Source organism: Paenibacillus sp. VMFN-D1, assembly GCF_003386155.1.
GTDB lineage: Bacteria > Bacillota > Bacilli > Paenibacillales > Paenibacillaceae > Paenibacillus_AQ > Paenibacillus_AQ favisporus.
Map to the genome: position 1 here is coordinate 237,004 of NZ_QRDU01000001.1, position 24,940 is coordinate 261,943.

Here is a 24,940-nt window from a genome sequence, read left to right on the forward strand (position 1 = left end):
CAGGTGAAGCAAGTGTCTGAAAAGAGCATTCTGGCCTATTTTAAAAGTCCGGAAGAAGCCGAGGGCGTAGCCAAAAAGCTGCGCGCCCTGCGGGTGGTGGACCTATCCATCGACCGCTTCAGCCGGTTCCCGGGGGCTTCGATGTACAGTACCGGCCCATTTACGGGGGGGATGCCCAGCCTGACGTCTGTGACCTATGGCACAACATACAGCGATAAGGATGTCTCCATCTTGGCCGCGGCCGATCCGTCCGCAAGCGGGATGAGCGACGGCGGACAGGGAGGTCCGACCGGCCGGGATATCATTCTGAGCGTTGTGGTCGAGGAAGAATCGTTCGAGAAGGCAAGGAGAATCGTCGAGGAAGCCGGCGGCTTCGTCTAGGCGCGAAAGTGGGATCGAAACATTTTCTAAAGGTGAATAGATCGTTCAAGGAAAGGATGGGAGCTTGATGGCTAGCCGCGATAAAAAAGGCAAAATCATGACCAAGACGGAAAAAATCAAGGAACTGATGTCGATGAAAAACGAGGACGTCGAGTTCTCGGGCGTACTGGCCGATGCGGATGATGTGGAAGCGCTCCGCCGCAGCGAGGAGGCTGACGAGCGTCAGCTCCGCAAAATGGATACCGGCTGGACGGATGAAGATTAAGAATGCATAAAACCGTGGGGAAGCGCGATGCGAACCTGCGGTTTTTTTGTTAGCGGGGAGCCCTAAATTTTGTACTCGGCCGCCGATGTATAGTACAATGGTACTTATGCATAGGTCGAGGAGGAATTTAACGAATTATGTTATGGCATGAATTTACAATACATACCACGGAAGAAGCCGTGGAAATGATTTCAAATTTTTTGCATGAGGCCGGCGCCGGCGGTGTATCCATCGAAGAGTCGGGAACCCTGAACAAGAAACGGGATACGTCGTTCGGGCAATGGTACGAGATGCCTCTCAACGATATTCCGGAGGGACAGGCCGAAATCAAAGGGTATTTTTCCGAGGAGTCCCCTGTGGAGCAGATCATTGCCGAGGTTAAGGAACGGATCGGGCAGCTGAATGAGTACGGAATCGACACGGGAGAGCTGCGCTACGAGCTCAAGACAGTGGATGAGGACGATTGGGCTACCGCCTGGAAAGCTTACTTTAAACCGCTGAAGGTATCGGAGCGGCTGACGATCAAGCCGACCTGGGAGGACTACACGCCGGCGAGCGAGGCGGAGAAAATCATCGAGCTCGATCCCGGAATGGCCTTCGGCACAGGAACCCATCCGACAACGGCGCTCTGCCTGCGCACGCTGGAGAAGGTCATCCAGGGCGGGGAGGAAGTCATCGACGTCGGAACGGGATCGGGTATTCTGGCCATTGGAGCCGTCCTGCTCGGCGCGAAGCATGTGCTTGCACTGGACCTGGATCCGGTGGCGGTGTCGAGCGCCAAGGAAAACAGCCAATTGAACGGCATGCTGGATCATCAGATTACGGTCAAGGAAAGCGATCTGCTGTCCCTGTTAAGCGGTGATCAGCGCGAAGATCTGGGCGTAACCTTGCCGGTCCAAGTGATCGTCGCCAACATTTTGGCCGAAATCATTCTGCTCTTTATCGACGATGTGTACCGTGCACTCGAGCCGGGAGGCGTCTACATCGCTTCAGGCATCTACAAAAATAAGGAAGACGTCGTTCAGCAGGCGCTGAAGGACTCCGGGTTTGAGATCGAGGACGTTTGCCGTGACGAAGACTGGGTAGCCTTTGTCGCGAGAAAGAGGTCGTGATGGATTTTCTGAACAATATTCTCAGGTTTCCGCTGGAAGAGCTTCCGTTCGTCCTGATCGTGCTGGTGATCGCCTTTACGGTGCATGAATTTTCGCATGCGTATTTTGCCTATAAATTTGGAGATCCTACAGCCAAACTGCTGGGCAGGGTAACGCTGAATCCGGCAGTTCACTTCGATTTTCTCGGCGTCCTGCTGCTGGTGATTGCAGGGTTTGGCTGGGCCAGACCGGTCCCGGTCAACCGCGACAACTTCAAAAATCCCCGTCTCATGGGCGTGGTCGTGTCGGCGGCGGGGCCGCTGAGCAACTTCGTTCTGGGTATCATTGGGGCGTTTATTTACGCCCTCCTGATCGCCACGGGGGTGCTGGACGGGATTACGAACGAAAGGCTGCTGTTCGCGATCACGACGTTTTTGCGCTATTTCTGCTTCATGAACTTTTTTCTGTTCTTATTCAACCTTATCCCGCTTCCGCCGCTGGACGGATACCGCATCGTCGAAGATATCGTTCCGCCGCGGGTACGGATGAAACTGCAGCAGTTTGAGCAGTGGTCCATCTTTATTTTCCTGCTGATTCTGTTCATTCCGGTGCTGCAGATGTATACGATCAGTCCGCTATACATGTGGGCTAACAGCATCAACTACCAGTTCGTGTTCTCCTTCCTGAAATTGTTCGGCGTGTCGATATAATCGGAGCGGGAACGCGAACGTTCGAGGCCGTATTCGCTTGTTGAATAGGGTCTGGTCATGCGAACCTAAAAGTTGTATGATGAAGTTTGTGATTTTGGAAATAGGATGTTGATAAAGGTGCAGAGATATTTTGTGTCACAGGAGCAGTTTAAAGGCGATACCGTCGAGATTACCGGTGAGGATGCACGGCATATCGCCAAGGTTATGCGCGGCAAAGAAGGGGACACCTTTATCGTCAGCGACGGCCGCGAGCGGGAAGCGCTGGTGGAAATCCGGTCGATCGACCAGGGGGTTGTCACCACCGCTGTCGTCGAGATGCTGGCGATGACCCAGGAGCCGTCGGTTAAAGTCACCATTGCGCAGAGCCTCCCTAAAGGAGATAAGATGGAGACGGTGATCCAGAAATGCACCGAGATCGGTGCGGCGGCATTTGTTCCTTTTTTGTCGGAGCGAACCATCGTGCAGTACGATGCCAAGAAGGAAGAGAAGCGCATCGTCCGCTGGAGCAAAATCGCCAAAGAGGCGGCCGAACAGAGCCACCGCAACCGGGTGCCCGAGGTCGGTTATCCGATCCATTGGAAAAACCTGCTGGCTTCGTTTTCAGCGTATGATGCGGTATATTTCTGCTATGAGAAAGAACACGGTCTTCAGCTGCGGGATGCAGTGAAGCCTTGGATAGAGAAGACCGGCGCTGATGCAGACCAGCAGGTGCTTCTGATCGTGGGGCCGGAAGGCGGCTTCAGCGAAGAGGAGTGCCGGGCGGCGGAGGAAGCCGGCGCGGTCAGCATCGGCCTGGGACGGAGAATCCTGCGCTGCGAGACGGCGGGTATGGTTGCCCTGGCCTGCATACTTTATGAATCCGGAGAAATGGGGGGAGCTTGAACATGCCATCCGTTGCATTTTATACGTTGGGCTGTAAAGTGAATTTTTACGATACAGAGGCCATTTGGCAGCTGTTTAAAAATGAAGGCTACGAGCAGGTGGATTTCGAACAAAACGCAGACGTTTATTTAATTAATACCTGCACCGTAACCAATACAGGCGATAAGAAGAGCCGGCAGATCATCCGCCGGGCCGTACGCCAAAATCCGGAAGCAATCGTTGCCGTGACGGGCTGCTATGCGCAGACCTCGCCGGCCGAAATTTTGGACATTCCCGGGGTTGATCTCGTCATCGGGAACCAGGACCGAGACAAAATCATTCCGTACGTGAATCAAATCCGCCAGTCCCGCGAGCCGATCAATGCGGTCCGCAACATTATGAAGACGCGCGTATTTGAAGAAATGGACGTTCCTGATTTTGCCGACAGAACCCGGGCGTTTCTGAAAATCCAGGACGGCTGCAACAACTTCTGCACGTTCTGCATCATCCCATGGTCGCGCGGGCTTTCACGCAGCCGGGATCCGAAGAGCATCGTGAACCAGGCGCATCAGCTGGTGGAAGCGGGATACAAGGAAATCGTCCTGACCGGCATCCATACCGGCGGCTACGGCGACGACCTGGACAGCTACCGCCTGTCGGACCTGCTGTGGGATCTCGACAAGGTGGACGGGCTGGAACGCGTACGCATCAGCTCCATCGAGGCGAGCCAAATCAACGAGCGGATGCTCGACGTGCTGAACCGTTCCTCGAAAATGTGCCGCCACCTGCACATTCCGCTGCAAGCGGGGGATGACACCGTGCTCAAGCGGATGCGCCGCAAGTATACGACAGAAGAGTTTTACAACAAAATGCAGCTGATCCGCCAGGCGATGCCGGATGTCGGCATCACAACCGACGTAATCGTCGGGTTCCCGGGCGAAACGGACGAAATGTTCCGGAACGGCTATGAGCTGATGAAGGCGATCGGGTTCTCGGAAATGCACGTCTTCCCGTATTCCCAGCGGAACGGCACGCCGGCCGCGCGGATGACCGACCAGGTGAGCGAGGAAGTGAAGCATGCGCGGGTGCGCGAATTAATCGCGCTGTCCGAGCAGATGCAGCTGGCGTATGCCCAAAAATTCGTCGGCCAGGTGCTGGACGTCATTCCGGAAGGCACTTCCAAAGGAACCCATGGTCCGGGCAAAATGCACGGCTTCAGCGATAACTATCTGCAGCTGATCTTTGACGGTCCGGAAGACCTGCAAGGCAAGCTGTGCCGCGTCAAGCTGACCAAAGCCGGCGTTCACGAGTGCGAAGGCCAGCTGGTGCGTGTGCTGGACGAAAGACCGGGACAAGCGGTTTAATTTGTATATAGCAAGGTCACTGTGCATTGCGGGATCTTGGGCGAATGGCAAGGATTTCATTTCCGGCAGCACCGGAGGTGAAATCCTTGTTTGTACTATGGCATGAGGAGGAGGAGCGGGTGATGAGGAAGGAAATATCGGCAGGAGGCGTCGTGTTCCGCCGCATCGGCGGCCGGCTGGAAATTCAGCTGATTCTGGACCGCTACGGCAAGATTTCGATGGCCAAAGGCAAAATGGAGCCGGGCGAAACCGTTGAGCAGACCGCGCTGCGCGAAATCGAGGAAGAGACGGGCATTATCGGCAGCATCATTTCCCCCGTGGACATCATTAAATATACGTACAGCCATCCGATTCATGGCCAGGTTCAAAAAGAAGTCCATTATTACCTGGTGGAGGCGGTCGGCGGATCGCATCGGCCTCAGGTGGAGGAGATCAGCGGTGTGGCCTGGTACGAGCCGCGCGAGGCATGGCTCCGGCAGGATCAGAACGGGTATGATAATAACGACCGGATCGTGCGGAAAGGGCTGTCTCTGCTCGGCATCGAGGTTTAAGACTTATCTTTGATCGGCCTGAGGAACTGTCCTCCTACCAAGCGCTTTAGGATGAGCCATATACTCAGGCGTGTGCGGCTTTTTTCCAGATCGGCAGGTAGCATAGAGGCAGAGCGGCCAGGGAGCTGATCACATTAAACAGCGTCTGCGCGTGGGCGATTTGCGCGCCTTCACTGCCGGTGATGGCCGCCACGGCCCAGTGCAGCTGCGGAATCAAGGGCATGAAGACGAGGGCTCCGCCGACGTTCAGAACCACATGGGTCCAGGCGACGAACCGGCCAGAGGCCGTGCTGCCGATGGAGGCGAGAACCGCGGTCACGCAGGTGCCGACGTTCGCGCCGAGCACGATGGCGATGCCGACGTCGACCGGCAGCGTTCCCGAGGAGGCCAGCGCGATCGCCAGGCCGATGACGGCGGCGCTGCTGTGCATCAGGGCGGTCAGTACCGCGCCGGCGGCAATGCCCCACCATACGCTGTCGGCTGCGCGGTCCAGGAACCAGCCGAACAGACCGGACTGCTCGAGGGCCGGACCGATCTTTTGCATGACGCGGATGCCCAGCATGACCAGGGCAAAGCCGGCGATGGCCAGCGACAGAAACTGGACGGGCATCATCAGGTGCTGAATGCGGCGGATTCCCGGCGGGGAGCTCTCGCTGAAAATGACGGCGCCCGCCCACACGATTAGGGAGACGGTCAAGAGCGGCAGGGCGATCCGTCCGATCTGCAGGCCGATCAGCTCGGTGGTCAGGCAGGTGCCGATGTTGCTGCCGAGTATAATGCCGAGGGTGCGTTCGTACGTCAGCAGCCCGGCGTTGACCAGGCCCATCGTAATGACGGTGACGGCGGTGCTGCTCTGCAGGACGGCCGTGATGCCGGTGCTGAAGAGGAGCCCTTTCAGCGGCGAAGCGGTAGCCTTTTGCAGGAAGGCGGACAGGAGGGGGCCTGCCCATTTGCCGAGGGCAGCCTCCATCACCTTCATGCCGGCCATAAAAATAACAAACCCGTACACGACGGGAAACACGACAGTTTGAAACACGTGGTAAGTCCTCCTTGGGGTTGTTTATGAGTCAACCATAATTACGTATATGTCCAACCGTGGACAACCATGACTCCAAGAGGGGCTTCAGCCGGGGACTTGCCGGAATCCATATATCCATTTTTGAAACGTTGAAGGAGTGAATCGATTGGCATCGGTCGTATTGGAGCGCAGCCGGAAAAAGCGGCTGGAACAGGGGCATCCCTGGATTTACAACAATGAAATTGCCTCGGTGGAGGGCAGCCCGGAGCCGGGCGACCTCGTGGATGTGGTCAATCATCAAGGGCGGTATCTGGCTACGGGTTATTACAATCCGGCCTCGCAAATTACGGTCCGGGTCATCTCGTACCATCCCGTCGAGAAGATGGACCGTGCCTTCTTTGCCGACCGCTTCCGCGGCTGCCTTGAGCACCGGGAGCGTTTCCTGAAAGGAGATAATGCTTACCGCCTTGTGTATGGGGAAGCGGATTTTCTTCCCGGGCTGATCGTGGACCGCTTCGGCGATGTGCTGGTCGTGCAGCTGCTGACGCTGGGCATGGACGTGCACCGTACGGACATCGTCGACGCGCTGGTCGAGGTGCTGAGCCCGCAGGGAATCTATGAACGCAGCGACGTTCCCGTGCGCGAGCTGGAAGGGCTTGAGCAGACCAAGGGACCGCTGTACGGGGAATGCCCGCGCCATGTGACCGTGACGGAGAACGGTCTGTATGTGAAGGTCGACATTGAAGAAGGCCAGAAAACGGGCTATTTCTTTGACCAGCGGGAAAACCGGGCTTCGATCGCTCCGCTGATGACCGGATGGGGAGGCCGCAGCGGGATTACGCTGCAGGAAGTAGAGCAGGACGGGCAGCGCGTCAGCCTTCCTGTCAACAAAAGCGGCAAAGTCGTCACCTTCCCTTATTGGGACGGGGCCACGGTGCTGGAATGCTTTTCGCATACGGGCAGCTTCACGCTGAACGCCTGCAAGTACGGAGCCAAGAAGGTCACCTGCCTCGATATTTCCCAGCACGCGATTGAGAGCGCCAGGGAAAACGTCGTGCTGAACGGCTTTGAGGACCGCGTGGAATTTGTTGTCGCCGACGCCTTCCAATATTTGCGTGATCAGGTCAAAGGTGTGGAGGAGCGGCGGCAGCGAGCCGCAGGGAACGAGGAGAAGGTCGATACCTCGAGGAAAATGACCGCAGGGGGCGGCCGGACGTGGGACGTCGTTATTTTGGACCCGCCGGCTTTTGCCAAGACGAAAAGCGCCGTGAAGGGCGCCTGTCGCGGCTATAAGGATATCAACCTGCACGGCATGAAGCTGGTGAACGAGGGTGGATACCTCGTCACGGCCAGCTGCTCGTACCATATGCGCCCGGACTTGTTCCTGGCCACGATCCAGGAAGCGGCAGCCGATGCCGGCAAAATTTTGCGCCTGATCGAATGGCGTGCGGCCGGCAAGGACCACCCGCAAATTCTCGGCGTCGATGAAGGCCACTACCTCAAGTTTGCTGTATTTGAAGTTCGCAGCAGGGCTTAATTTTGATCTTGAACAAAACCTTTCCGTGATGGACGGAAAGGTTTTTTGTTTTCGCAGCGCAAGACAAACTTGGACTCTGACTGTCGGTCCTATAGCGGATCCCTGGCATGTCTTTTCTGTCCCGCAAGCTCGTCTAAAAGAGAAGCAAGCGTAACCTTCGGGGGATTATTAGCGTCTAGGAAGTAAGACGTTCCAAAATAAGGGATTCAGCATACGACGGGGTGACGTAATGAAAAAAGCAATCATCGCATTAACCTTACTGCTGATGTTAACAATCGCCGCCTCAGGATGCACCTCACCCGCTGCCAACCATTCGGAAGGGTGCTGCGCAAACCCGGTTAGCCAAACGGCGCTGGGGCAATATCGGGACGCTGCAGTCTTTTCGAATTTAGAACAGGATCCGATCGGGGTGCGGGAGCCGTTCTATGGCGTGCGCCTTCTGAACCGGGACGGAACGACCGTTCAGGAGTGGCCGCTTGATTCCTTAACATCGTATCAACCCGTTTGGGACGATGAGGAGGAAAATGGGCCCGGGATGCTGGTGTACAGCTTGAGTGGCAGGCTGCCTTCGATTCTGCAGCAGAACGGTTCGTTAAGCGTACTATCCCAGCCGAAATGGGCGCCGCCGCAGGTGGAGTTTACGAACGATTTTGGGCTTAATGTTCAATATGCGGACCGGCTTGTCCGGAACGAGATCTATGCCGTCAACGGTCATTTGAAGCTGTACAGGGTAAATACTAGGTCCGGAGTGTCCCAGGAGCTGTACGAGTCCGCCCGCCCGGTCTACGGTATAGCCGCATCACCTGACAACGACCGAGTGGCGCTTCTGGTCGCTTCGGACGACACATTTGGTCCGGATGCCGACTTGATTGTGCTGGACCGGGACGGGCACAAGCTGCTCCACCGCCCGAGAGCAAGCTATTTGTCACACAGCGACGGATTTCTGTTTATTTATCCTTTAGCCTGGAACGATAACGAGACCGTTACGGTCCCTGTTGACGGATATAAGGAGGGCCGAATCCGTGGCGTTCTTCATATCCGTCTGAACCGGGAGGGGGCGTCCTACGAAGCCGATCCAAAGCTGCCGGCCGCGGCCAGGCGAATATTAGCTCAGCACGCAAGGGTCGCAAAGGAAACGGACATCACCAGCTTTACCGCAGCATCCGGGAATCCCTCCGGTTTGTATGCGGTCCAACTGGCCAATCGTGACGTATGGATTGTCGATATTCTGAAAGGGAAAGCGCTCAAAGCCGGCGTCGGCTATCCGCTGCGGTGGACGAGGGATAATCGGCTGTGGCTGGCGGCCAACCGCTCGGAGCTGCCGGTCTATTACAGCGGTATGTAAATATCATGCGATGCCATCGTGATGAAGCATTGATGTCTCACTTACTATTTGGGCAACCGCCGCAGACTAAATCAAAAATCCCTTCTCGCCGGATGCGAAAAGGGATTTTTGAGTTTTTTACCCAGGTTATATAAACAGCGTGTTTTTTCAATTCCAAGGCTAAAGCTCTCGCTTTGTCCGGGTTACCATCATTCCTGCTTATAGCGATGGACCAGCTTGTCCCGGTGGGAAGCAAAAATGTCCTCAAGTCCGATGTCGTATTTGTTGGCGATCACAATCAGATTCCCCAGCACGTCGCCAAGTTCTTCCACAAGCTCCTGCTTATGCTCGTCATACGTACCCACGGCCTCATCCGGCCGGTCCCGGCCGATTTCAAGCGCCCGAATCGCCCGGGCCACTTCGCCGGTCTCCTCCGCCAAAAAGCCGATCCGGATAAAGATATCGAGCTCCGACCAGCCCCGCTGTTCGTAATACTCCTTGACCCACTGCTGAAATGCGTTCACATCCACAGTTTCCGCCTCCTCCTGTAATTCATGTTCTAGTGATAGGCACTTCTATTAGTATAAGGGATGGAGGCAAGAGGTTGGTGTGTTATTCAAAGGCTGGATTGAGGGCAAAAACCATGATTTACATTGTGGTACACATTAAATAGACTGAAAAAATATGGACAGGAAGGGAAGCCGTACGTTATGCCGAGGAGAACTAATATAAAAAGCCAATAGGCTGCCGGGAGATCACGTGGAACGGGCGGTAATTTCAGGGTTGGACGCCATGATCGTTTCCGCCGCGCGCCATACCTCCGGCAAAAAGTCGATGACCGCAGCGGCACGCGTGCTGAAGTCCTGGACGGAGTGAAAGCCGAGATCGGCCAGAAATGCTTCCAGACCGGGTGCAAGCTCTTTTTGCACATTCGGATCGCTGTCTGCGGCGAGAATTTTGTGGCAGCGCGCGAAGGTGGCGCCCATCCAAAACACCGCCTCACGGTGGAGTCCTTGTTCAATTAACGTTATGCTCCCGTCGATGGCGATCGGGCGGGAAACCGGGGAAATGTCGCTGCTGAAGAAGAAGGGCGTTTTGGCGGCGGCAGCCGCGGTGTCGAAGGTCCGCTCGAGCGACCTGACATGCTGCATCGCCTGCCCCGGCTCCAAATCGGCACAGCCGAGATGGCGAAGCAGCTCGGGGTACAGCGAGCTCAGGCCGTAATCTTCCAATACGCCGCGGACGGCTGCGTAACGGAGCCGCACCGTCGGGTTTTTCAGGGCGGCGAGCAGCAGCACATGCGTGGTGATGCCCGTAGGGAAGAGCCAGGATGTGAACAAGTCATGCAGCGGCAGGGACAAGTCGAGGCCGAGCAGAGACCGCTTGATTTGCTGCAGGACGTTTTCGCACCGCTGCCGCACCCAGACCTCATCGGCAAAATGCCGGGATACTTCTGAATAGAGGCGATGCAAATGGCCATGGGGATCAGAGATGATCGTATTCACCCGGAACGGGCCTGCCAGATGGTGCGAGACGAGCACCTTTTGCACCGAGGACAGCTCGGACAGAGAGATGTAAGAGCCTTCGATCAGGGTATCCCGATATATGAACTTACCCGGTTTTAACGGCGGCTCCGCCAGTTCGGACACGACCATCACGTCGATATCGGAGCTTGGAGGCATTGGGGCATCTTCCGGCATTCCGATCGTGGAACCCGTAAAATAAGCGCCCATAAATCCCTTTTCCTTTGAGGCTTGGTGCATCACCCAGTCCGCTGCAGCGGCTCTTGCTGAACCGACCGTACCGGGCTGATTTTCAGACGAGCTTGAACAATCCTTGATATCCACCGTATTTCCTCCCTTTGCCTTAAAGTGGGAACGTCCTCATTATAGAATGTCAGGTGAAAAATGGTAGACTGTTTGTTTTTGGAAATATGAGCTATAATAGCAATATAAGGAGCCGAAAGGCTCCTTTTTTTGTTGGATTCCGGCTTACGGGCCGTGAGAAGGACAAGGGGTTGACATGAAACCAAAAGGTTTCGTATAATCTATGTGAAACCAAATGGTTTCGCATTCGAATGTAAACCGGGTTTATTGACTGCATACGGAGGTACTTATACATGGAAAACTCAACAAACAATGCTTTGCCTGATATTCGCCACACCGGCGTATTCCAGGCTCCGATCCAGAAAGTGTGGGAGGCGGTGGCGACTCCCGAAGGGCTGTCCGCCTGGTTCATGCCCAATGACATGCAGCCCGTCGTAGGCCATGAATTTCAAATTAATGCCGGTCCGTACGGCATGTCGCCGTGCAAGGTGACCGAAGTGGATCCGCCGCACCGGCTGGCGTTCCGCTGGGGCAAGGACTGGACGCTTGCTTTCGAGCTGAAGGAGCTGGACGGCAAAACGGAAGTAACGCTCATCCACTCCGGCTGGAGCGCGGACCAAGTGACCGAGTTCAACCAGCCGCACACGATCGTGCGCGAGACGATGGACCAAGGCTGGGCCGGACTCCACCAGAAGCTGGGCAGATACGTCGAGGCGTAAGCATGACGGCGACTGCGTCCAAGCACGACGTGTTCCAGGCCGTGGCCGACCCGACCCGGCGCCAGCTGCTGAAGCTGCTGTCCGATCAGGAGATGCCCGTAACGGTTCTCAGCAGCCATTTTCCGATCAGCCGGACGGCGGTTTCCAAGCATCTGCGGATTCTGTCGGAGGCAGGACTGGTGAAGGAAAGGAAGGTCGGCCGCGAGACGAGGTACCGGCTGGATCCGGGGCCCTTGCAGGAGCTCAAGGATTGGTACTCCTATTTTGAACGCTTTTGGGAGAACAAGATGGCAGCCCTGCAGCACTTCGTGGAGTCGGATGGTTCCGAACGCTTCCCTGCCCCGCTGACCGTTGTGGAAGAGGAGAAGGAACAAGATTAGCCGGTGATTCAATCGCTCTATGCTGAACCATGTTCCCTGCATGATGGCCGGAAGGCTGGAAACTAGCATTCGTAAAAATCTAGCGAAACAAGAGACAGCGGTACAAGAGGATCACCTCCTCCTGTACCGCTGTTTGGCATGCCGGGAAACGGCGTTCCTTCGGTTTGATCGTATCTGGAAAATTGTAAAAAACGGCAAGTGCCTCCTTTTTACAGTTCCGCAAACATACGTTCTTTTCAAAAAAGGTTGTGTTATACTTATATTTAATAGTTTTCGAGGTTTACATACGAAGGAGGCAACACCATGTCGGTTCATTTTCTGATCGGACGATCCGGTAGCGGCAAGACGACGGCGATCCTAAGCGAGATCACGTCCCGGCTGCAAACAGAGCCTAAGGGCAGCCCGCTGATCCTGCTCGTTCCCGAGCAGGGCTCATTCCAGGCGGAGCATAGCCTGGTATCATCGGGCGCTGTCAAAGGCAGCGTCCGTGCGCAGGTTCTCAGCTTCCGGCGCCTGGCGTACCGGGTGATGCAGGAGACCGGCGGGTCGGCGAGAGTCGGCATCAGCGAAGAAGGCAAAAAAATGCTGCTGTACAAAATCATTCAGCGCCGCAAAGAGGAGCTGAAGCTGTTCGGTGCCTCCGGTGACCAGCTGGGTTTCATAGGCAAGCTGAACGAGCTGTATACCGAGCTCAAGCGGTACTGCGTAGATTCCGCCGTGCTGGAAGAGCATTTGACCCAGCTGACGGAGCAGAAGGCGGCCGCGCCGATCCTGCGCTATAAGCTGGAGGATTTATGGACGGTGTACCGCGACTTTGAACAGGAAATATCACCGCTTTATATAGATGATGAAGATACGCTTGTCACTTTGGCCGAAGGGATTCGCCGCTCGTCTTATGTCAAAGGCGCGGACGTATGGATCGACGGCTTCCACGGGATGACTCCGCAGGAATACGGGGTTGTTCGCGAGCTGATGGCCCATGCGTCATCGGTCACCATTGCGCTCACGCTGGACAAGCCGTACCACGGCAGCATGCAGCCGCATGAGCTGGACCTGTTTCACCCGACCGCCACGACTTACATCAAGCTGAGAGGAATGGCCGACGAGCTGGGCATCGAAACGAACGATTCGATTCTGCCGGCATCGGACCTGCCCAAATTCCGCCTCAGCCCGCGGCTTGCTCATTTAGAGCGCGGTTATGACCGGCGGATTCCCTGGAAGGGGCAGGAGAGAGAGCAGGTTCAGGAAACCGAAGGGATTTCACTCTATGCGGCCGAGAACCGGCGCACCGAAGTGGAAGGGGCTTTGAGGGAGATGCTGCGCCTGGCCAGGGAGGAAGGGGCGAGATACCGCGACATGGCCGTGTTCGTCCGTAATTTGGGCGATTACGAGCATTTGGTGGAGCCCCTGTTCCGGGACTACGGCATTCCGTTCTTTCTCGACCAGAAGCGAAGCGAGCTGCACCATCCGCTGGTGGAGTTTATTCGTTCCGCATTGGATGTCGTACGCCGGAACTGGCGGCATGAGGACGTATTCCGCTGCATCAAGAGCGACCTGCTGCTTCCGCTGGACGGGTCGCTGGGGCGGGAGGATATGGACGTGCTCGAGAACTACGCCCTCGCCTGCGGAATTCAGGGATACCGCTGGACGGACGACCGCCCGTGGAAGGCTGTTCCGAGCCTGTCCCTGGAGGAAAATGGCAACGACCGGCGCAAATCCGGAGAGCAGCTTCTCAGCCTGATGGAGCACTGCCGGAGGGTGGTCAGCGAGCCGCTATTGGCATTCGGCAAGCGGGTGAAGAAGGCGGGCAGCGCCGAGGAGCTCAGCACAGCGGTCTTCCGTCTGCTCGAGGAAGCCGACATTCCCGAGAAGCTGGACCTGTGGAGCCGCGAAGCGCTGGAGTCCGGGCGTCCGGAGGCGGCGAGGGAACACCGCCAGCTGTGGGATGCGGTCCTGGAGCTGCTGGATCAGATTGTGGAAATGATGGGTACGGAGAAGATGGCCTTCGAGCTGTTTGCCGGCATTCTGGAAACGGGGATGAGCGAACTGAAGCTGGGCCTGGTTCCGCCTGCGCTCGATCAGGTGCTGGTCGGCAATATGGACCGGACGCGGACGGGTGGCGTAAAGTACGCGTTTCTGCTCGGCGTCAACGACGGAGTCATCCCGGCCGTGTTTCAGGATGACGGGGTGCTGACCGAACAGGAGCGCTCCCTGCTGTCGCAAACCGGAATGGAGCTGGCGCCTGGCATTTCGCGCAAGCTGCTCGACGAACGGTTCCTGATTTACAACGCCTTGACCTCGGCCAGCCGGCATGTATGGGTCAGCTATCCGGCCGCAGATGATGAGGGCAAGGAGCTGCTGCCGTCCGAAGTGGTGCGGCATGTCCGCAAAATGTTCCCCGGTCTGCCGGTTCGCCGCCTGTCGGCGCAGCCATCGGCAGAGCAGAGGGAAGAAGAGCTGCTTGCGTATTTGTCCCACCCCCGCCAGAGCCTCAGCCATTTGATCATTCAGCTGCGCAAATGGAAGCAGGGCGCGGAAATTCCGCAGCTGTGGTGGGATGTGTATAACTGGTATATCCGGGAAACGGAATGGAAGGGGCCGCTGGATATGCTGCTGCGGTCGCTGTTTTACCGCAACGATACCCGCCAGCTGGAGCCGCAGACCAGCCGCAGGCTGTACGGCGCCAAAATCAGGACGAGCGTATCCCGCATGGAGCGGTTCGTTGCCTGCCCGTTTTCGCACTTCGCTTCACACGGGCTGAAGCTGCGCGAACGGCAGCTGTACCGCCTGCAGGCGCCGGATATCGGCCAGCTGTTCCACGCGGCGCTGACCCAAATGGCGCTGCGGCTGCAGGAACAGAAGCGGAGCTGGGGAAGCCTGACCGCCGAAGAGTGCCGGCGAGAAGCGGAAACAACGGTAGAGCGCCTCGCTCCGATGCTGCAGGGAGAAATTTTGATGAGCAGCAAGCGCTACGGCTACATTTCACGCAAGCTCAAAAATATCGTGAGCCGCGCCTCTGTCATTCTGGGCGAACAGGCACGGCGGGGAAGCTTTGAGCCGGTCGGCCTGGAGCTGGATTTTGGCCCGGGTAAACCGCTGCCTCCGCTGACCTTCTCCCTTGAGAACGGAACGGTGATGGAGGTCATCGGGCGAATCGACCGGGTGGATATGGCCCAAGGCGAAAACGGACTGCTGCTGCGCGTCATCGATTATAAGTCCGGACAGAAGGACCTGCGGCTTCATGAGGTGTACTACGGCTTGTCCCTGCAGATGCTGACCTATCTGGACGTGCTGTTGACCTATGCAGAGCACTGGCTGGGCAGCAAGGCGCTGCCGGCGGGAACGCTGTATTTTCATGTACATGATCCGATCCTGCAGTCGAGCAACGGGCTAACGATGGAGCAGGCGGCGGAAGAGCTGCTCAAACGGTTTAAAATGAAGGGGCTGCTGCTGGCCGACCGCGACGTCATATCCAAAATGGATGCATCTCTGGACAAAGGCCATTCATCCATCCTTCCGGTTGCGGTCAAATCGGACGGAAGCTTCTACAGCTCCGCATCGGTCGCTACGCCGGATCAGTGGGACACGCTGCTGTCATCCGTCAGGGACAATATCACTCGGATCGGAACGAGAATTACCGAAGGGGACGTGGACATCGAGCCTTACCGCATCCAACAGGAGACGGCATGCACGTTCTGTCCGTTCAAGCCGGTGTGCCAGTTTGACGAAAATGTCGAGGGCAATCATTACCATTTGCTCGGCAAGCCAAATAAATCGCAGGTATGGGAAATGATGTCCAGCCGCCAAGGAGGAGATGCGCATGATCGAAATTGAAAAGCCGGCAGGCAGCATGTGGAGCGACGATCAGTGGAGGGCGATTTCGCTTCACGGCGATCACATTCTGGTCGCGGCGGCGGCAGGCTCGGGAAAAACGGCCGTTCTGGTCGAACGGATCATCCGGAAAATTTTGAATGAGGAGCAGGGCTTCAGCGTGGACCGGCTACTTGTCGCCACGTTCACTAAGGCGGCTGCGGCCGAGATGCGTGAGCGCATCCGCGACGCGCTGGACCGGCAGCTGGAGAAGGATCCGGAGAATACCCACCTCCGGCGGCAGCTGTCCCTGCTCGGGCGTGCTTCCATCACGACGCTTCACTCCTTCTGTCTTGAAGTGATCCGCAGGTATTATCAGATGATCCCGATCGATCCGGGGTTCCGGATCCTGAACGAGAATGAAGCCGAGCTGATGCGCCAGGAGATCCTGGAGGAGCTGTTCGAGGAGAAATACGGGGAGCAGCCGGAGGACAGCGATTTTATCGCGCTGGTGGATTGGTTCAGCGGTGAGCGTACGGACGATGCCGTCCACCATTTGGTGCAGAGACTCTATGATTTCTCACGAAGCCACTCCTGGCCCGATCAGTGGCTGCGGGATATGGCCGAGTCCTTTTTGCTGCCGGATACGGCAAGTCTGGGCGAAAGCCAGTGGGTCAAGAGCATCCTTCAGGATGCGCGGCTGGCGCTTGCCGGGGCCGAAGGACTGCTGGAGCAGGCCCGGCGCCTGACGCTGCTGCCCGGAGGTCCGGGGCCCTATCTGGATAACCTGAACGCCGATCTGGAGGTAGTCCAGTCGCTCAGGGATGCGCTGGACAACCGTCCGTGGGACGGGCTGTTCGAACGCTTTCAGACAGTTTCGTTCAGCAAGCTGAAGAGCTGCCGCAAGGAGGAGACCGACCCGGCACTGCAGGAGAGGGTCAAGGAGCTGCGGGAAGCGGTCAAGAAAACGGTGCAGGATCTGAAAGGGGCGTTGTTTGGCCGGCCGGCCGATGCCTTTCTGGCCGAGCTGCACCGGGCGGCGCCGCTCATGAAGGAGCTGGCGGATCTCGTCATTGAGTTCGGCGACCGCTATCTTCATGAAAAGCAGAGAAGAAACGCGGTGGATTTCAGCGATCTGGAGCACTACTGCCTGCAAATTTTGCGCCACCCGGATTCGGTGCCGGGTCAGCCGCTCCCTTCGGACGCAGCCATGGAATATCAGGAACAGTTCGACGAGGTGCTGCTGGACGAGTATCAGGACACCAACAGCGTGCAGGAAGATATCGTCAAGCTGATTTCGCGCGAGCTGCCGGGGAACCGGTTCATGGTCGGCGACGTCAAGCAGAGCATCTACCGCTTCCGTCTGGCGGAGCCTAGCCTGTTCTTGGACAAGTACCGCAGGTATGCTTCCGCCGAGGGCGGCGGCATCCGTATCGACCTTGCCCGTAACTTCCGCAGCCGGCTGGAAGTGGTGCATGCCGTGAACATGGTGTTCCGCCAGCTGATGAATGAGACGGTGGCGGAGATCAGCTACGATGAGCGGGCGGAGCTCGTTTACGGAGCTTCTTATCCGGAAGCCCAGCCTGAAGGGGCTTCAGGGCCGTCTCCGTACGTGCCGGAGCTGATGCTGATTGACAAGGCCAGAGGCGGGGAGGCGTCTGAGGAAGAGCCTCAGGACAGCGACAACGGAGGTCTGATCCAGGAGAGCGAGGCCGCCGAAATGGAGACGGCTCAGCTTGAGGCCAGAGCGATTGCCAAAAAAATACGCGCGCTCTTGGGTGACACATCGCCTAGGCCGATGCAGGTGTTCGACAAGGAGACCAAAGCGATGCGGCCTGTCCGTTACGGCGACATGGTCATCCTGCTTCGGTCCGCCTATATTTGGGGGCCGCTGATCATGGAGGAGCTGCGCCAGCTCGGCATCCCTGCCGACGGTGAGCAGAATCAGGGGTATTTCCAGGCGACCGAAGTGGAAATTATGCTGTCCCTGCTCCAGATTATCGATAACCCCCGGCAGGACATTCCGCTTGCAGGCGTGCTGCGCTCGCCGATCGTCGGCCTGACCGAGGAAGATCTTGCACAGGTCCGGTTATGCGGAAAGGGTACGTTCTATGAGGCCGTCATGGCCGCTGCAGGTGGGACGGTTCCTGCGTCTGCGGAGTCTGGAGATTCCATTACGGTTCCGGACGAGGAAGGGACGCTCCCTGCCTACGCTGAAAGTGCCGCCGCCCTGGAGTGGGCGGAACAAACGGAAGCAGTGGATGAGGAATTCAGCCTCTCTCCGGAACTGCAGCGGAAGCTGACAGGGTTCCTGGCTTCGCTGGAACGCTGGCGAAATATTGCCCGTCAAGGCGGTCTGGGGGATCTGATCTGGCTGCTGTACCGGGAAACGGGATATTTGGATTGGGTAGGCGGCCTCCCCGGAGGAATGCAGCGGCAGGACAATCTGAAGGCGCTGCACGACCGGGCGGTCCAGTTTGAACAGACGACGTCTTCACGCGGACTGTTCCGCTTTTTGACGTTTATTTCCAGACTGCGTGACAACGGATCGGATTTGGGCGGACCAGGCACGGCGGAAAGCCGGGACAACGCGGTCCGGATTATGACAATCCATAAGAGTAAGGGCCTTGAATTTCCGGTCGTGTTTTTGGCAGGCATGTCCAAAATGTTCAACCAGCAGGATTTGAACGCATCGTTCCTGATGCATAAGGAGCTTGGTTTCGGACCGAAATTTGTGGATACCGAGAAGAGGGTCAGCTATCCGACGCTCCCGAACCTGGCCATTCGCCGCCGTTCCCAGCTTGAGCTGCTGGCCGAGGAAATGCGCGTGCTCTACGTCGGCCTGACCCGGCCGAAAGAAAAGATGATCTTGATCGGGACGGTGAAGGATCTGGAGAAAAAGGTGGCCTCCTGGGCCCAGGTGCAAAGCCGGCCGGAGCTGATGCTCCCCGATTACCTCTTGGCAAGGGGCAGAAGCTACTTGGACTGGGTCGGGCCTGCGCTGATCCGCCATCCTGCGGCCGCCAAGCTGCGCGAGCTCGGCGGTTTGGAAGGCGAAACGGCCTCCGCGCTGGATAACGATCCGGCGGATTGGCGCATTTCGATCCTCTCCACGGAGGATCTCACGCTGGCGGCGCTTGGGGGCTGGGAGGAAGCGGAAGAATCGACGCCGGAGCGCCGGCGCAAGCTGAACTCGCTTCTTCGCAGAGAGACGGTATTCCCGGGCAGCGATGAGCCGGATGAGGGTCCTTTCCTGTCACCTGACCAAATATCCGCCCGGCTGAACTGGCAGTATCCGCATGCTGCCGCCAGCCGGCTCTCGGCCAAAACGTCCGTGACCGAAATGAAAAAGCTGCTTGCCTTGCAGGACGGACCGACCCTGGACTGGGTCGAGGAGACCCGGGTCCAGCGGGAGCACAGTTTGCCTGCCTCCCAGCAGACGGGTACGCTTGCCCTGCGCCGGCCCAAATTTATGGAGCAGAGCCGGATGAGTCCTACGGAACGGGGAACGGTGTACCATACCGTCATGCAGCACATCCCTCTGGATGCAGGAATGGTAGATTTTCAGGTTGTGGAAGCGACGCTGCAGCGACTGGTCGACCTGGCGATCCTTACAAGCTCGCAGGCGGAGATCGTGGAGCCGGAGCAAATCGCCTCCTTTTTTGACAGCGACATCGGCAAGAGACTGCAGTCGGCGGAGTGGGTGTCGAGGGAAATGCCTTTCAGCTACGGTCTTCCGGCTCATGAGGCGCACCAAGCGCTGCTTGCGACCGAGCGTTTTAACGAGGGGAACATCATACCGATGAAGGCATCGGATGCAGGGACCCAGGCTTCGGACGAAGTGGTGCTCATTCAAGGGATCGTCGACTGCCTGTTCCGTCAGGACGGTAAATATGTCATCGTCGACTATAAAACCGACCGGGTGCTGGAGCACCGCGGCGGAATAGCCGCTCTGGCGGAGAGCTACCGGTTTCAGCTGGAGCTGTACGCCCGGGCGCTGGAAGATATATTAGGTGAGGCGGTCCAGGAGAAATGGCTGTACTTTGTGGATGCCAAGCAGTCCGTGTTGCTGTAGAGGAGTGTTCACAGCTCATATATTTAAGTTTAATATGACACGTGTTTTTTGATTGGGTATATCTTCGATTGGATAGGTTTCTTCGGTTGATAGATTTCTTGATCTGATTGTCTTTTTAATGGCAGTTTGATCGTTTTTTAGAATCGATATTTAATAGAGTCAATAGTTTAACAGAATCGATAGTTTAATAGAATTTTATTGTATTCTTAGACGCGATTGGGTTTAGGAATGGATCGTTGGTTAGGTGTTTTCATTTTTAGGTGTGGCCCATACACGGCATAAATCCGTCTGGGTTCACGGCTTGCGCGAAAGCAAGTTCAGGAGGGAGAAGCAGGATGCGCATACTTCACACGGGTGACTGGCACTTTGGACGGACGCTCGAGGGCCGGAGCCGGATGAAAGAGCAGGAAGATTTCGTTGAGGAGCTGGTCCGGATCGTACACGATCAGAAGATTGATCTGGTCATGATGGCGGGGGATGTCTACGATTCGGTCAATCCGCCGGCGGCAGCGGAACAGCTGTTTTATGAGGCGGCGGCCCGGCTGACGGAAGGAGGGACGCCGCTCGTGGTCATTGCGGGCAACCATGATCAGCCCGAGCGGGTTTCGTCGGTAACGCCGCTGGTCGCCCGGCAGGGAATCACGCTGGTCGGGCTTCCCGTGGCCGAAGCTGTTACGGTTCAAGCGGTCCGGACCGGGGAGATCGCCAAGATTGCGGCGCTCCCTTATCCGTCCGAAGCCCGCTTAAATGAGCTGCTCGCCGCCGAAGGCGACGAAGAGGAGCTCCGCCGGGCATACAGCGCCCGCGTAGGCATGCTGATGCGGAAATTGGCGTCAAGCTTTACGCCCGAGACCGTCAATTTGGCAATGAGCCACATTTACGTGCTTGGCGGCGTGGAAAGCGACTCGGAACGGCCGATACAGGTCGGAGGCGCGTATACGGTGGACCCATCAGCGCTAGCGGTTGGAGCGCAGTATACGGCGCTTGGGCACCTGCACCGGCCTCAGGCGGTCAAGGGTGAGGGAATGATCCGCTACAGCGGGTCCCCGCTCGCCTACAGCTTTTCCGAGGCCGGTCAAGCGAAGTCCGTTTCCATCATCGATGTGGCCCCTGGGCAGCAGCCCGTAATGGAGGAGGTTTATTTGTCCTGCGGCCGGCCGTTAATCCGGTGGAAAGCAAAGGGTGGACTGGAGGAAGTTCATCGCTGGCTGGATGAAGGCAGGGATGCGAACGGTTTTATCGATCTGGAGATTTCACTGACCGAAGCCATGTCTCTTGGGGATATTCACAGGCTGCGCAAAAGCCACGAAGGGTTCGTACATATCCGTCCCGTGTATCCCGAGATGGAACAGGTCGAGGTGGAGTACAGCCGGTCGAGCCTGCCGGTGCCGGAGCTGTTCCGGAAGTTCTACCAGCGCCAGACCGGAGGAGCCGAGCCGGATGATGCGCTCGTTGAATTGTTCCTTGCGCTCACTTCGGAAGACGCAGAGGTAAAGGAGGAAGCGTAACATGAAGCCGATCACACTGAAGTTGTCGGGTCTGCAGAGCTATCGCGAAATGCAGCAGATCGATTTTGACGAGCTGTGCCAGATGGGGCTGTTCGGTATTTTTGGACCGACGGGCAGCGGCAAATCGACGCTTTTGGACGCGATGACCCTGGCTCTGTACGGCAAAGTTGAACGTGCGGTGAACGGCACGCAGGGCATTATGAACCATTCGGAAGATGCACTGTACGTCTCCTTTACGTTTGAACTCAGTTCCGCGGACGGACCGAAGCGGTACAGAGTGGAGCGCCGTTTTAAAAGAACCAACGAGCTGTCGGTCAGCAATACGGTTAGCCGGTTTATCGAAGTCACCGCGGAAGGTGAAACGGTTATGGCAGACAAGCTGGCTGAAGTCACCCGCTGCGTGGAAGACAAAATCGGTCTGAAAATGGAAGATTTTACGCGGGCCGTCGTCCTTCCCCAGGGGAAGTTTGCCGAGTTTCTGTCGCTGAAGGGCAGTGAGCGCAGGCAGATGCTGCAGCGCCTGTTTCATTTGGAAAAATACGGCGATCTGCTCGCGCAGAAGCTCAGCCGGCGGGTGAAGGACAACGATGCTGCGCTGAAGGAAGTGGAGGCGGAGCAGCAAGGCCTCGGCAGCGCAGGCGCGGAAGCAGTGGACGAAGCGAGGAACAGACTCAAGGAAGCCTCCATGGAAGCGGAGGCCTCGCGGCTGAAGCTGCGGCAAATGACCGAGGAGGCCGAGAAGGCCGGCAAATTCAGGGAGATGCAGCTGGAGAAGGAGCGGCGTGAACAGGAGCTCCAACAGCTTTCCGCCGAAGAAGAAGCGATTGTCCGGCTTGAGCGCCGGCTGGGACAGTCCGCTGCGGCACGGGCGATCATGCCTTTGTATACGCAGTGGACGGACAGCAGGCAGGAATGGGACAAACGCATCCGGGAGGCGGAGCAGCTTCAGACGAAGGCCGAGGCCGCGGATACGGCGGCACGGGAGGCCGCTGCCGCCGACGATGCGTCGCACCGGGAGCTTGCCGCTGAGGAGCCGAAGCTGCTGCAGCGCCAGGAGCAGCTGGAGCAGGCGGTACTGCTGCAGCGGGAGCGGGACGAGCTGAAGACGGTGCTGCAGCAGCTGGCTGAGCAGCGGTCAAAGACGGCCCATGAAAGCAAGGAACGGACTGAAGCTCTGGCCAAGGAGCAGGAGCTGCTCGCCAAAGGGCTCAAACGGCAGTCCGAGCTGCAGGAGAGCCTGAAGGGGCTGGAAGTGAAGGCGAAGGACCGCGAACGGCTGAATAAGGCGATGCGGCACGTTCAGCAGCTGGGAGCAAGCGAGCAGCGGCTGCGGAGCGCTGAGGCTGAATTGAAAGAGCATGGCGAGAAGCAAAGCAGGGCCGAAGCGCTGTTGAAGCAGGCCGGGCAGGAGCGGGAGCAGCATTTGCAGGAGCAGAAGCGGTTCGCGCTTGCGGTTTCGGCCCATATGGAGCAGGTTCTGGGCCATGACAGCCGGATGGAGGCGGCGTTGTCCCGCCTCGACCAAGAAGAGGCGTTGGTCCGTTCTTCCTCCAAAGAGCGGGAGCTCCACGCGCTTTCGCTGGCGCTGGCCGCCGAGCTGCGCCCTGGAGAACCGTGTCCGGTATGCGGCTCATCCCATCATCCGGCACCGGCATCTCCAGGTCAGGATGCGCCCGGTGCGGATGACGGTCTGCTGGAACTGCTGCGGCTTCTCCGCCAGCAGCTGCAGGAGCTGCGGCTGAGCGGGCGCCAGCTTGTACATGAGACCCGGAGCTTGCTGGAATCGTACGAGCCCGGGGCCCAGGTGCAGGCAGAGGCTCCCTCCATGGCCGGTTCTGGCCCGCTGGAAGGCGCAGGCGAAGCGGCCGCTGCCCTCGAGATAGTCTCGGATCCGGAGCAAGTAGAGCCATTTTCCAGGTCCGCGTGGGAATCCCGGATCAGGAAAATGGAGGAGGACGCCGAAGCGTTGGCATCCTCCACGAGACAGCTTCAGCGCGAGCATGCCGCGCTGAAGGAGCGGGGGGAAGCGCTGAGCGCGCTGCAGGTGAAGCGGACGGCTGAAATCGAGTCGCTCCGGGAAACGTTCGCCAAGCTGGGCGACCGATTTGAAACGGAGAAGCGGGAATACTTAAGGCTTCAGGAGGAGTGGCGCCGGGAGCTTCCGGACCTTCAGCCGGAGCAGGCGGACCGCTTGTCCGCGGAAATCCAGCAGAAGGATGCGCAGGCCGAAGAGATCCGCGAACGGCTGCAGATCAGCATCCCTTTTATCGAGGAGAAAACGGCCTCGGTCCAATCGCTGGAGCGGCAGATCAACGATCTCGACAAGTCGCTCATTCAATGGGATGCCCAGCTGCAGGGCAAGCAGGATTTGTTGGCCGAGAAGGAGCGGCGCCTTCACGCCTGGGTCGGCAGCGAGTCCGCCGACCGCCTGCTGGAAGGCTGCAAGCAGCGCCTGCTCTCCCTTCGGGAAGCTGCGGCGCGATCCAAAGAGAAGCGCCAAGCAGCCGAGCAGCTTAAGCATGAAGCAGCCAAAGCGGCGGCGATGGCTGCCCAGGCGGCGGAATCCGCGGAGCAGCACTGCCGCAAGGCGCAGGCCCGCTGGGACGAGCAGCTGGCGGCTTCGCCGTTCGCCACATCGGAGGAAGTGGCTGACGCCTGCATGCCGCCTGACGAAGAAGTGCACAGCGCAGAGCGGGTCCGGCTGCACCGCGAACGGGAGCAGGAGATCAAGGTGCAGCTCCGCCATCTGGCTGAGCAGCTGGACGGCCGCGGCGTAACCGAAGAAGAGTGGCAGCGGATCTCCGCGGAGCTGGCTGCCTGCCGGGAGCGCGATGAGACGGCGCTTCAGCAGCGGGCAAGGGCGGAGCGGGACCTGGACGACGTGGAGAAGCGCCATGTCCGCTGGTCGCAGCTGGAGCGGATCCGCAAACAGCGGCAGCAGGAAGCCGAGAAGCTCTCCAAGCTGCAGTCCTGTCTCCGGGGCAATGCCTTCGTCGAATACATTGCCGAGGAGCAGCTGATGCAGGTCAGCCAGGCAGCTTCGCAGCGTCTGCGCTTCTTGACCAAGCAGCGCTATGCGCTGGAGGTCGATTCCGGGGGAGGCTTCCTGATTCGGGACGATGCCAACGGCGGGGTGCGCCGTCCGGTGTCCACCCTGTCCGGAGGCGAGACCTTCTTGACCTCCCTGTCCCTTGCGCTGGCCCTGTCTGCGCAAATTCAGCTCCGGGGTCAATATCCATTGCAGTTTTTCTTCCTTGACGAAGGATTCGGGACGCTCGATCCCGAGCTGCTCGATACGGTAATCACTTCTTTGGAGAAGCTGCATAACGATCATTTGTCGGTCGGAATCATCAGCCATGTGCCCGAGCTCCGGGCCCGCCTTCCGCGCAAGCTGATCGTGGTGCCTGCTGAGCAGGCCGGTGGCGGCTCACGGATCGTTCCTGAAACGCTTTAGGCGATCATCCATATTTTTTTGAAAAAGACAGTAGCCATTCGCCCAGCCTTGAATACGATGTTCATG

The 24,940-nt window shown here is 58.0% G+C and carries 18 protein-coding genes; 15 read left to right on the forward strand and 3 right to left on the reverse strand.

Annotated features, from left to right (window positions below; translation table 11 throughout):
- Positions 1 to 12 precede the first annotated feature (12 nt).
- The 7 genes from C7820_RS01080 (at position 13) to C7820_RS01110 (ending at position 5,223) form a co-directional block, all read left to right on the forward strand.
- Complete coding sequence (locus C7820_RS01080) at positions 13 to 381, forward strand: hypothetical protein (RefSeq protein WP_089548226.1); 369 nt, start codon at positions 13 to 15, stop codon at positions 379 to 381.
- A 67-nt stretch (positions 382 to 448) separates the two neighbouring features.
- Positions 449 to 646, forward strand: a complete 198-nt coding sequence (locus C7820_RS01085; RefSeq protein WP_076169781.1) for a YfhD family protein — start codon at positions 449 to 451, stop codon at positions 644 to 646.
- Between the two features lie 137 nt (positions 647 to 783).
- A complete protein-coding gene (prmA, locus tag C7820_RS01090) occupies positions 784 to 1,758 on the forward strand; it encodes a 50S ribosomal protein L11 methyltransferase (RefSeq protein WP_116229483.1) in 975 nt (324 codons plus the stop codon).
- On the forward strand, positions 1,758 to 2,447 hold the full coding sequence (locus tag C7820_RS01095) for a site-2 protease family protein (RefSeq protein WP_076169783.1): 690 nt from the start codon (positions 1,758 to 1,760) through the stop codon (positions 2,445 to 2,447). The genes prmA and C7820_RS01095 overlap by 1 nt, the downstream gene beginning before the upstream one ends.
- A 117-nt stretch (positions 2,448 to 2,564) precedes the next feature.
- Positions 2,565 to 3,329 carry a 16S rRNA (uracil(1498)-N(3))-methyltransferase gene (locus C7820_RS01100; protein WP_116229484.1) on the forward strand — a complete coding sequence of 255 codons (765 nt, stop codon included), beginning with the start codon at positions 2,565 to 2,567 and terminating at the stop codon, positions 3,327 to 3,329.
- A 2-nt stretch (positions 3,330 to 3,331) separates the two neighbouring features.
- Positions 3,332 to 4,672, forward strand: coding sequence for a tRNA (N(6)-L-threonylcarbamoyladenosine(37)-C(2))-methylthiotransferase MtaB (gene mtaB, locus C7820_RS01105; protein WP_116229485.1), 1,341 nt, complete (start codon positions 3,332 to 3,334; stop codon positions 4,670 to 4,672).
- Positions 4,673 to 4,794: 122 nt separating this feature from the next.
- Positions 4,795 to 5,223, forward strand: coding sequence for an NUDIX hydrolase (locus C7820_RS01110; RefSeq protein WP_116229486.1), 429 nt, complete (start codon positions 4,795 to 4,797; stop codon positions 5,221 to 5,223).
- 64 nt (positions 5,224 to 5,287) lie between these two features.
- On the opposite strand, the gene C7820_RS01115 is transcribed toward C7820_RS01110, so the two are convergent.
- Positions 5,288 to 6,259: a Na/Pi cotransporter family protein gene (locus C7820_RS01115; RefSeq protein WP_116229487.1), complete on the reverse strand. Its 972-nt coding sequence runs from the start codon at positions 6,257 to 6,259 to the stop codon at positions 5,288 to 5,290.
- Positions 6,260 to 6,407: 148 nt separating this feature from the next.
- Here C7820_RS01115 and C7820_RS01120 point away from each other — a divergent pair, with 148 nt between their 5' ends.
- Positions 6,408 to 7,778, forward strand: a complete 1,371-nt coding sequence (locus C7820_RS01120) for a class I SAM-dependent rRNA methyltransferase (protein ID WP_116229488.1) — start codon at positions 6,408 to 6,410, stop codon at positions 7,776 to 7,778.
- A 229-nt stretch (positions 7,779 to 8,007) separates the two neighbouring features.
- On the forward strand, positions 8,008 to 9,123 hold the full coding sequence (locus tag C7820_RS01125; RefSeq protein WP_116229489.1) for a hypothetical protein: 1,116 nt from the start codon (positions 8,008 to 8,010) through the stop codon (positions 9,121 to 9,123).
- Positions 9,124 to 9,311: 188 nt separating this feature from the next.
- On the opposite strand, the gene C7820_RS01130 is transcribed toward C7820_RS01125, so the two are convergent.
- Positions 9,312 to 9,632 carry a MazG nucleotide pyrophosphohydrolase domain-containing protein gene (locus C7820_RS01130; RefSeq protein ID WP_116229490.1) on the reverse strand — a complete coding sequence of 107 codons (321 nt, stop codon included), beginning with the start codon at positions 9,630 to 9,632 and terminating at the stop codon, positions 9,312 to 9,314.
- 225 nt (positions 9,633 to 9,857) lie between these two features.
- Entirely contained in the window at positions 9,858 to 10,949 is a 1,092-nt protein-coding gene (locus tag C7820_RS01135) for a hypothetical protein (protein ID WP_309545730.1), read from the reverse strand.
- Positions 10,950 to 11,221: 272 nt separating this feature from the next.
- Here C7820_RS01135 and C7820_RS01140 point away from each other — a divergent pair, with 272 nt between their 5' ends.
- From C7820_RS01140 to C7820_RS01170, 6 genes are all read left to right on the forward strand, one after another.
- A complete protein-coding gene (locus C7820_RS01140; protein WP_116229491.1) occupies positions 11,222 to 11,647 on the forward strand; it encodes an SRPBCC family protein in 426 nt (141 codons plus the stop codon).
- A gap of 2 nt (positions 11,648 to 11,649) precedes the next feature.
- Positions 11,650 to 12,027: an ArsR/SmtB family transcription factor gene (locus C7820_RS01145; RefSeq protein ID WP_116229492.1), complete on the forward strand. Its 378-nt coding sequence runs from the start codon at positions 11,650 to 11,652 to the stop codon at positions 12,025 to 12,027.
- 303 nt (positions 12,028 to 12,330) lie between these two features.
- Entirely contained in the window at positions 12,331 to 15,861 is a 3,531-nt protein-coding gene (gene addB, locus C7820_RS01155) for a helicase-exonuclease AddAB subunit AddB (protein ID WP_116229494.1), read from the forward strand.
- A complete protein-coding gene (gene addA, locus C7820_RS01160; RefSeq protein ID WP_116229495.1) occupies positions 15,842 to 19,912 on the forward strand; it encodes a helicase-exonuclease AddAB subunit AddA in 4,071 nt (1,356 codons plus the stop codon). The genes addB and addA overlap by 20 nt, the downstream gene beginning before the upstream one ends.
- Before the next feature lie 335 nt (positions 19,913 to 20,247).
- Entirely contained in the window at positions 20,248 to 21,420 is a 1,173-nt protein-coding gene (locus tag C7820_RS01165) for an exonuclease SbcCD subunit D (RefSeq protein WP_116229496.1), read from the forward strand.
- Between the two features lies 1 nt (position 21,421).
- A complete protein-coding gene (locus C7820_RS01170) occupies positions 21,422 to 24,874 on the forward strand; it encodes an AAA family ATPase (protein ID WP_116229497.1) in 3,453 nt (1,150 codons plus the stop codon).
- Positions 24,875 to 24,940 lie beyond the last annotated feature (66 nt).

Excerpts from the sequence above, each read along its gene's own strand:
- C7820_RS01170 (WP_116229497.1), top strand. The coding sequence starts at position 21,422 with ATGAAGCCGATCACACTGAAGTTGTCGGGTCTGCAGAGCTATCGCGAA.
- C7820_RS01110 (WP_116229486.1), top strand. The coding sequence starts at position 4,795 with ATGAGGAAGGAAATATCGGCAGGAGGCGTCGTGTTCCGCCGCATCGGC.
- C7820_RS01095 (WP_076169783.1), top strand. The coding sequence starts at position 1,758 with ATGGATTTTCTGAACAATATTCTCAGGTTTCCGCTGGAAGAGCTTCCG.
- addA (WP_116229495.1), top strand. The coding sequence starts at position 15,842 with ATGCGCATGATCGAAATTGAAAAGCCGGCAGGCAGCATGTGGAGCGAC.
- C7820_RS01085 (WP_076169781.1), top strand. The coding sequence starts at position 449 with ATGGCTAGCCGCGATAAAAAAGGCAAAATCATGACCAAGACGGAAAAA.
- C7820_RS01125 (WP_116229489.1), top strand. The coding sequence starts at position 8,008 with ATGAAAAAAGCAATCATCGCATTAACCTTACTGCTGATGTTAACAATC.
- mtaB (WP_116229485.1), top strand. The coding sequence starts at position 3,332 with ATGCCATCCGTTGCATTTTATACGTTGGGCTGTAAAGTGAATTTTTAC.
- addB (WP_116229494.1), top strand. The coding sequence starts at position 12,331 with ATGTCGGTTCATTTTCTGATCGGACGATCCGGTAGCGGCAAGACGACG.
- C7820_RS01140 (WP_116229491.1), top strand. The coding sequence starts at position 11,222 with ATGGAAAACTCAACAAACAATGCTTTGCCTGATATTCGCCACACCGGC.
- C7820_RS01165 (WP_116229496.1), top strand. The coding sequence starts at position 20,248 with ATGCGCATACTTCACACGGGTGACTGGCACTTTGGACGGACGCTCGAG.
- C7820_RS01145 (WP_116229492.1), top strand. The coding sequence starts at position 11,650 with ATGACGGCGACTGCGTCCAAGCACGACGTGTTCCAGGCCGTGGCCGAC.
- prmA (WP_116229483.1), top strand. The coding sequence starts at position 784 with ATGTTATGGCATGAATTTACAATACATACCACGGAAGAAGCCGTGGAA.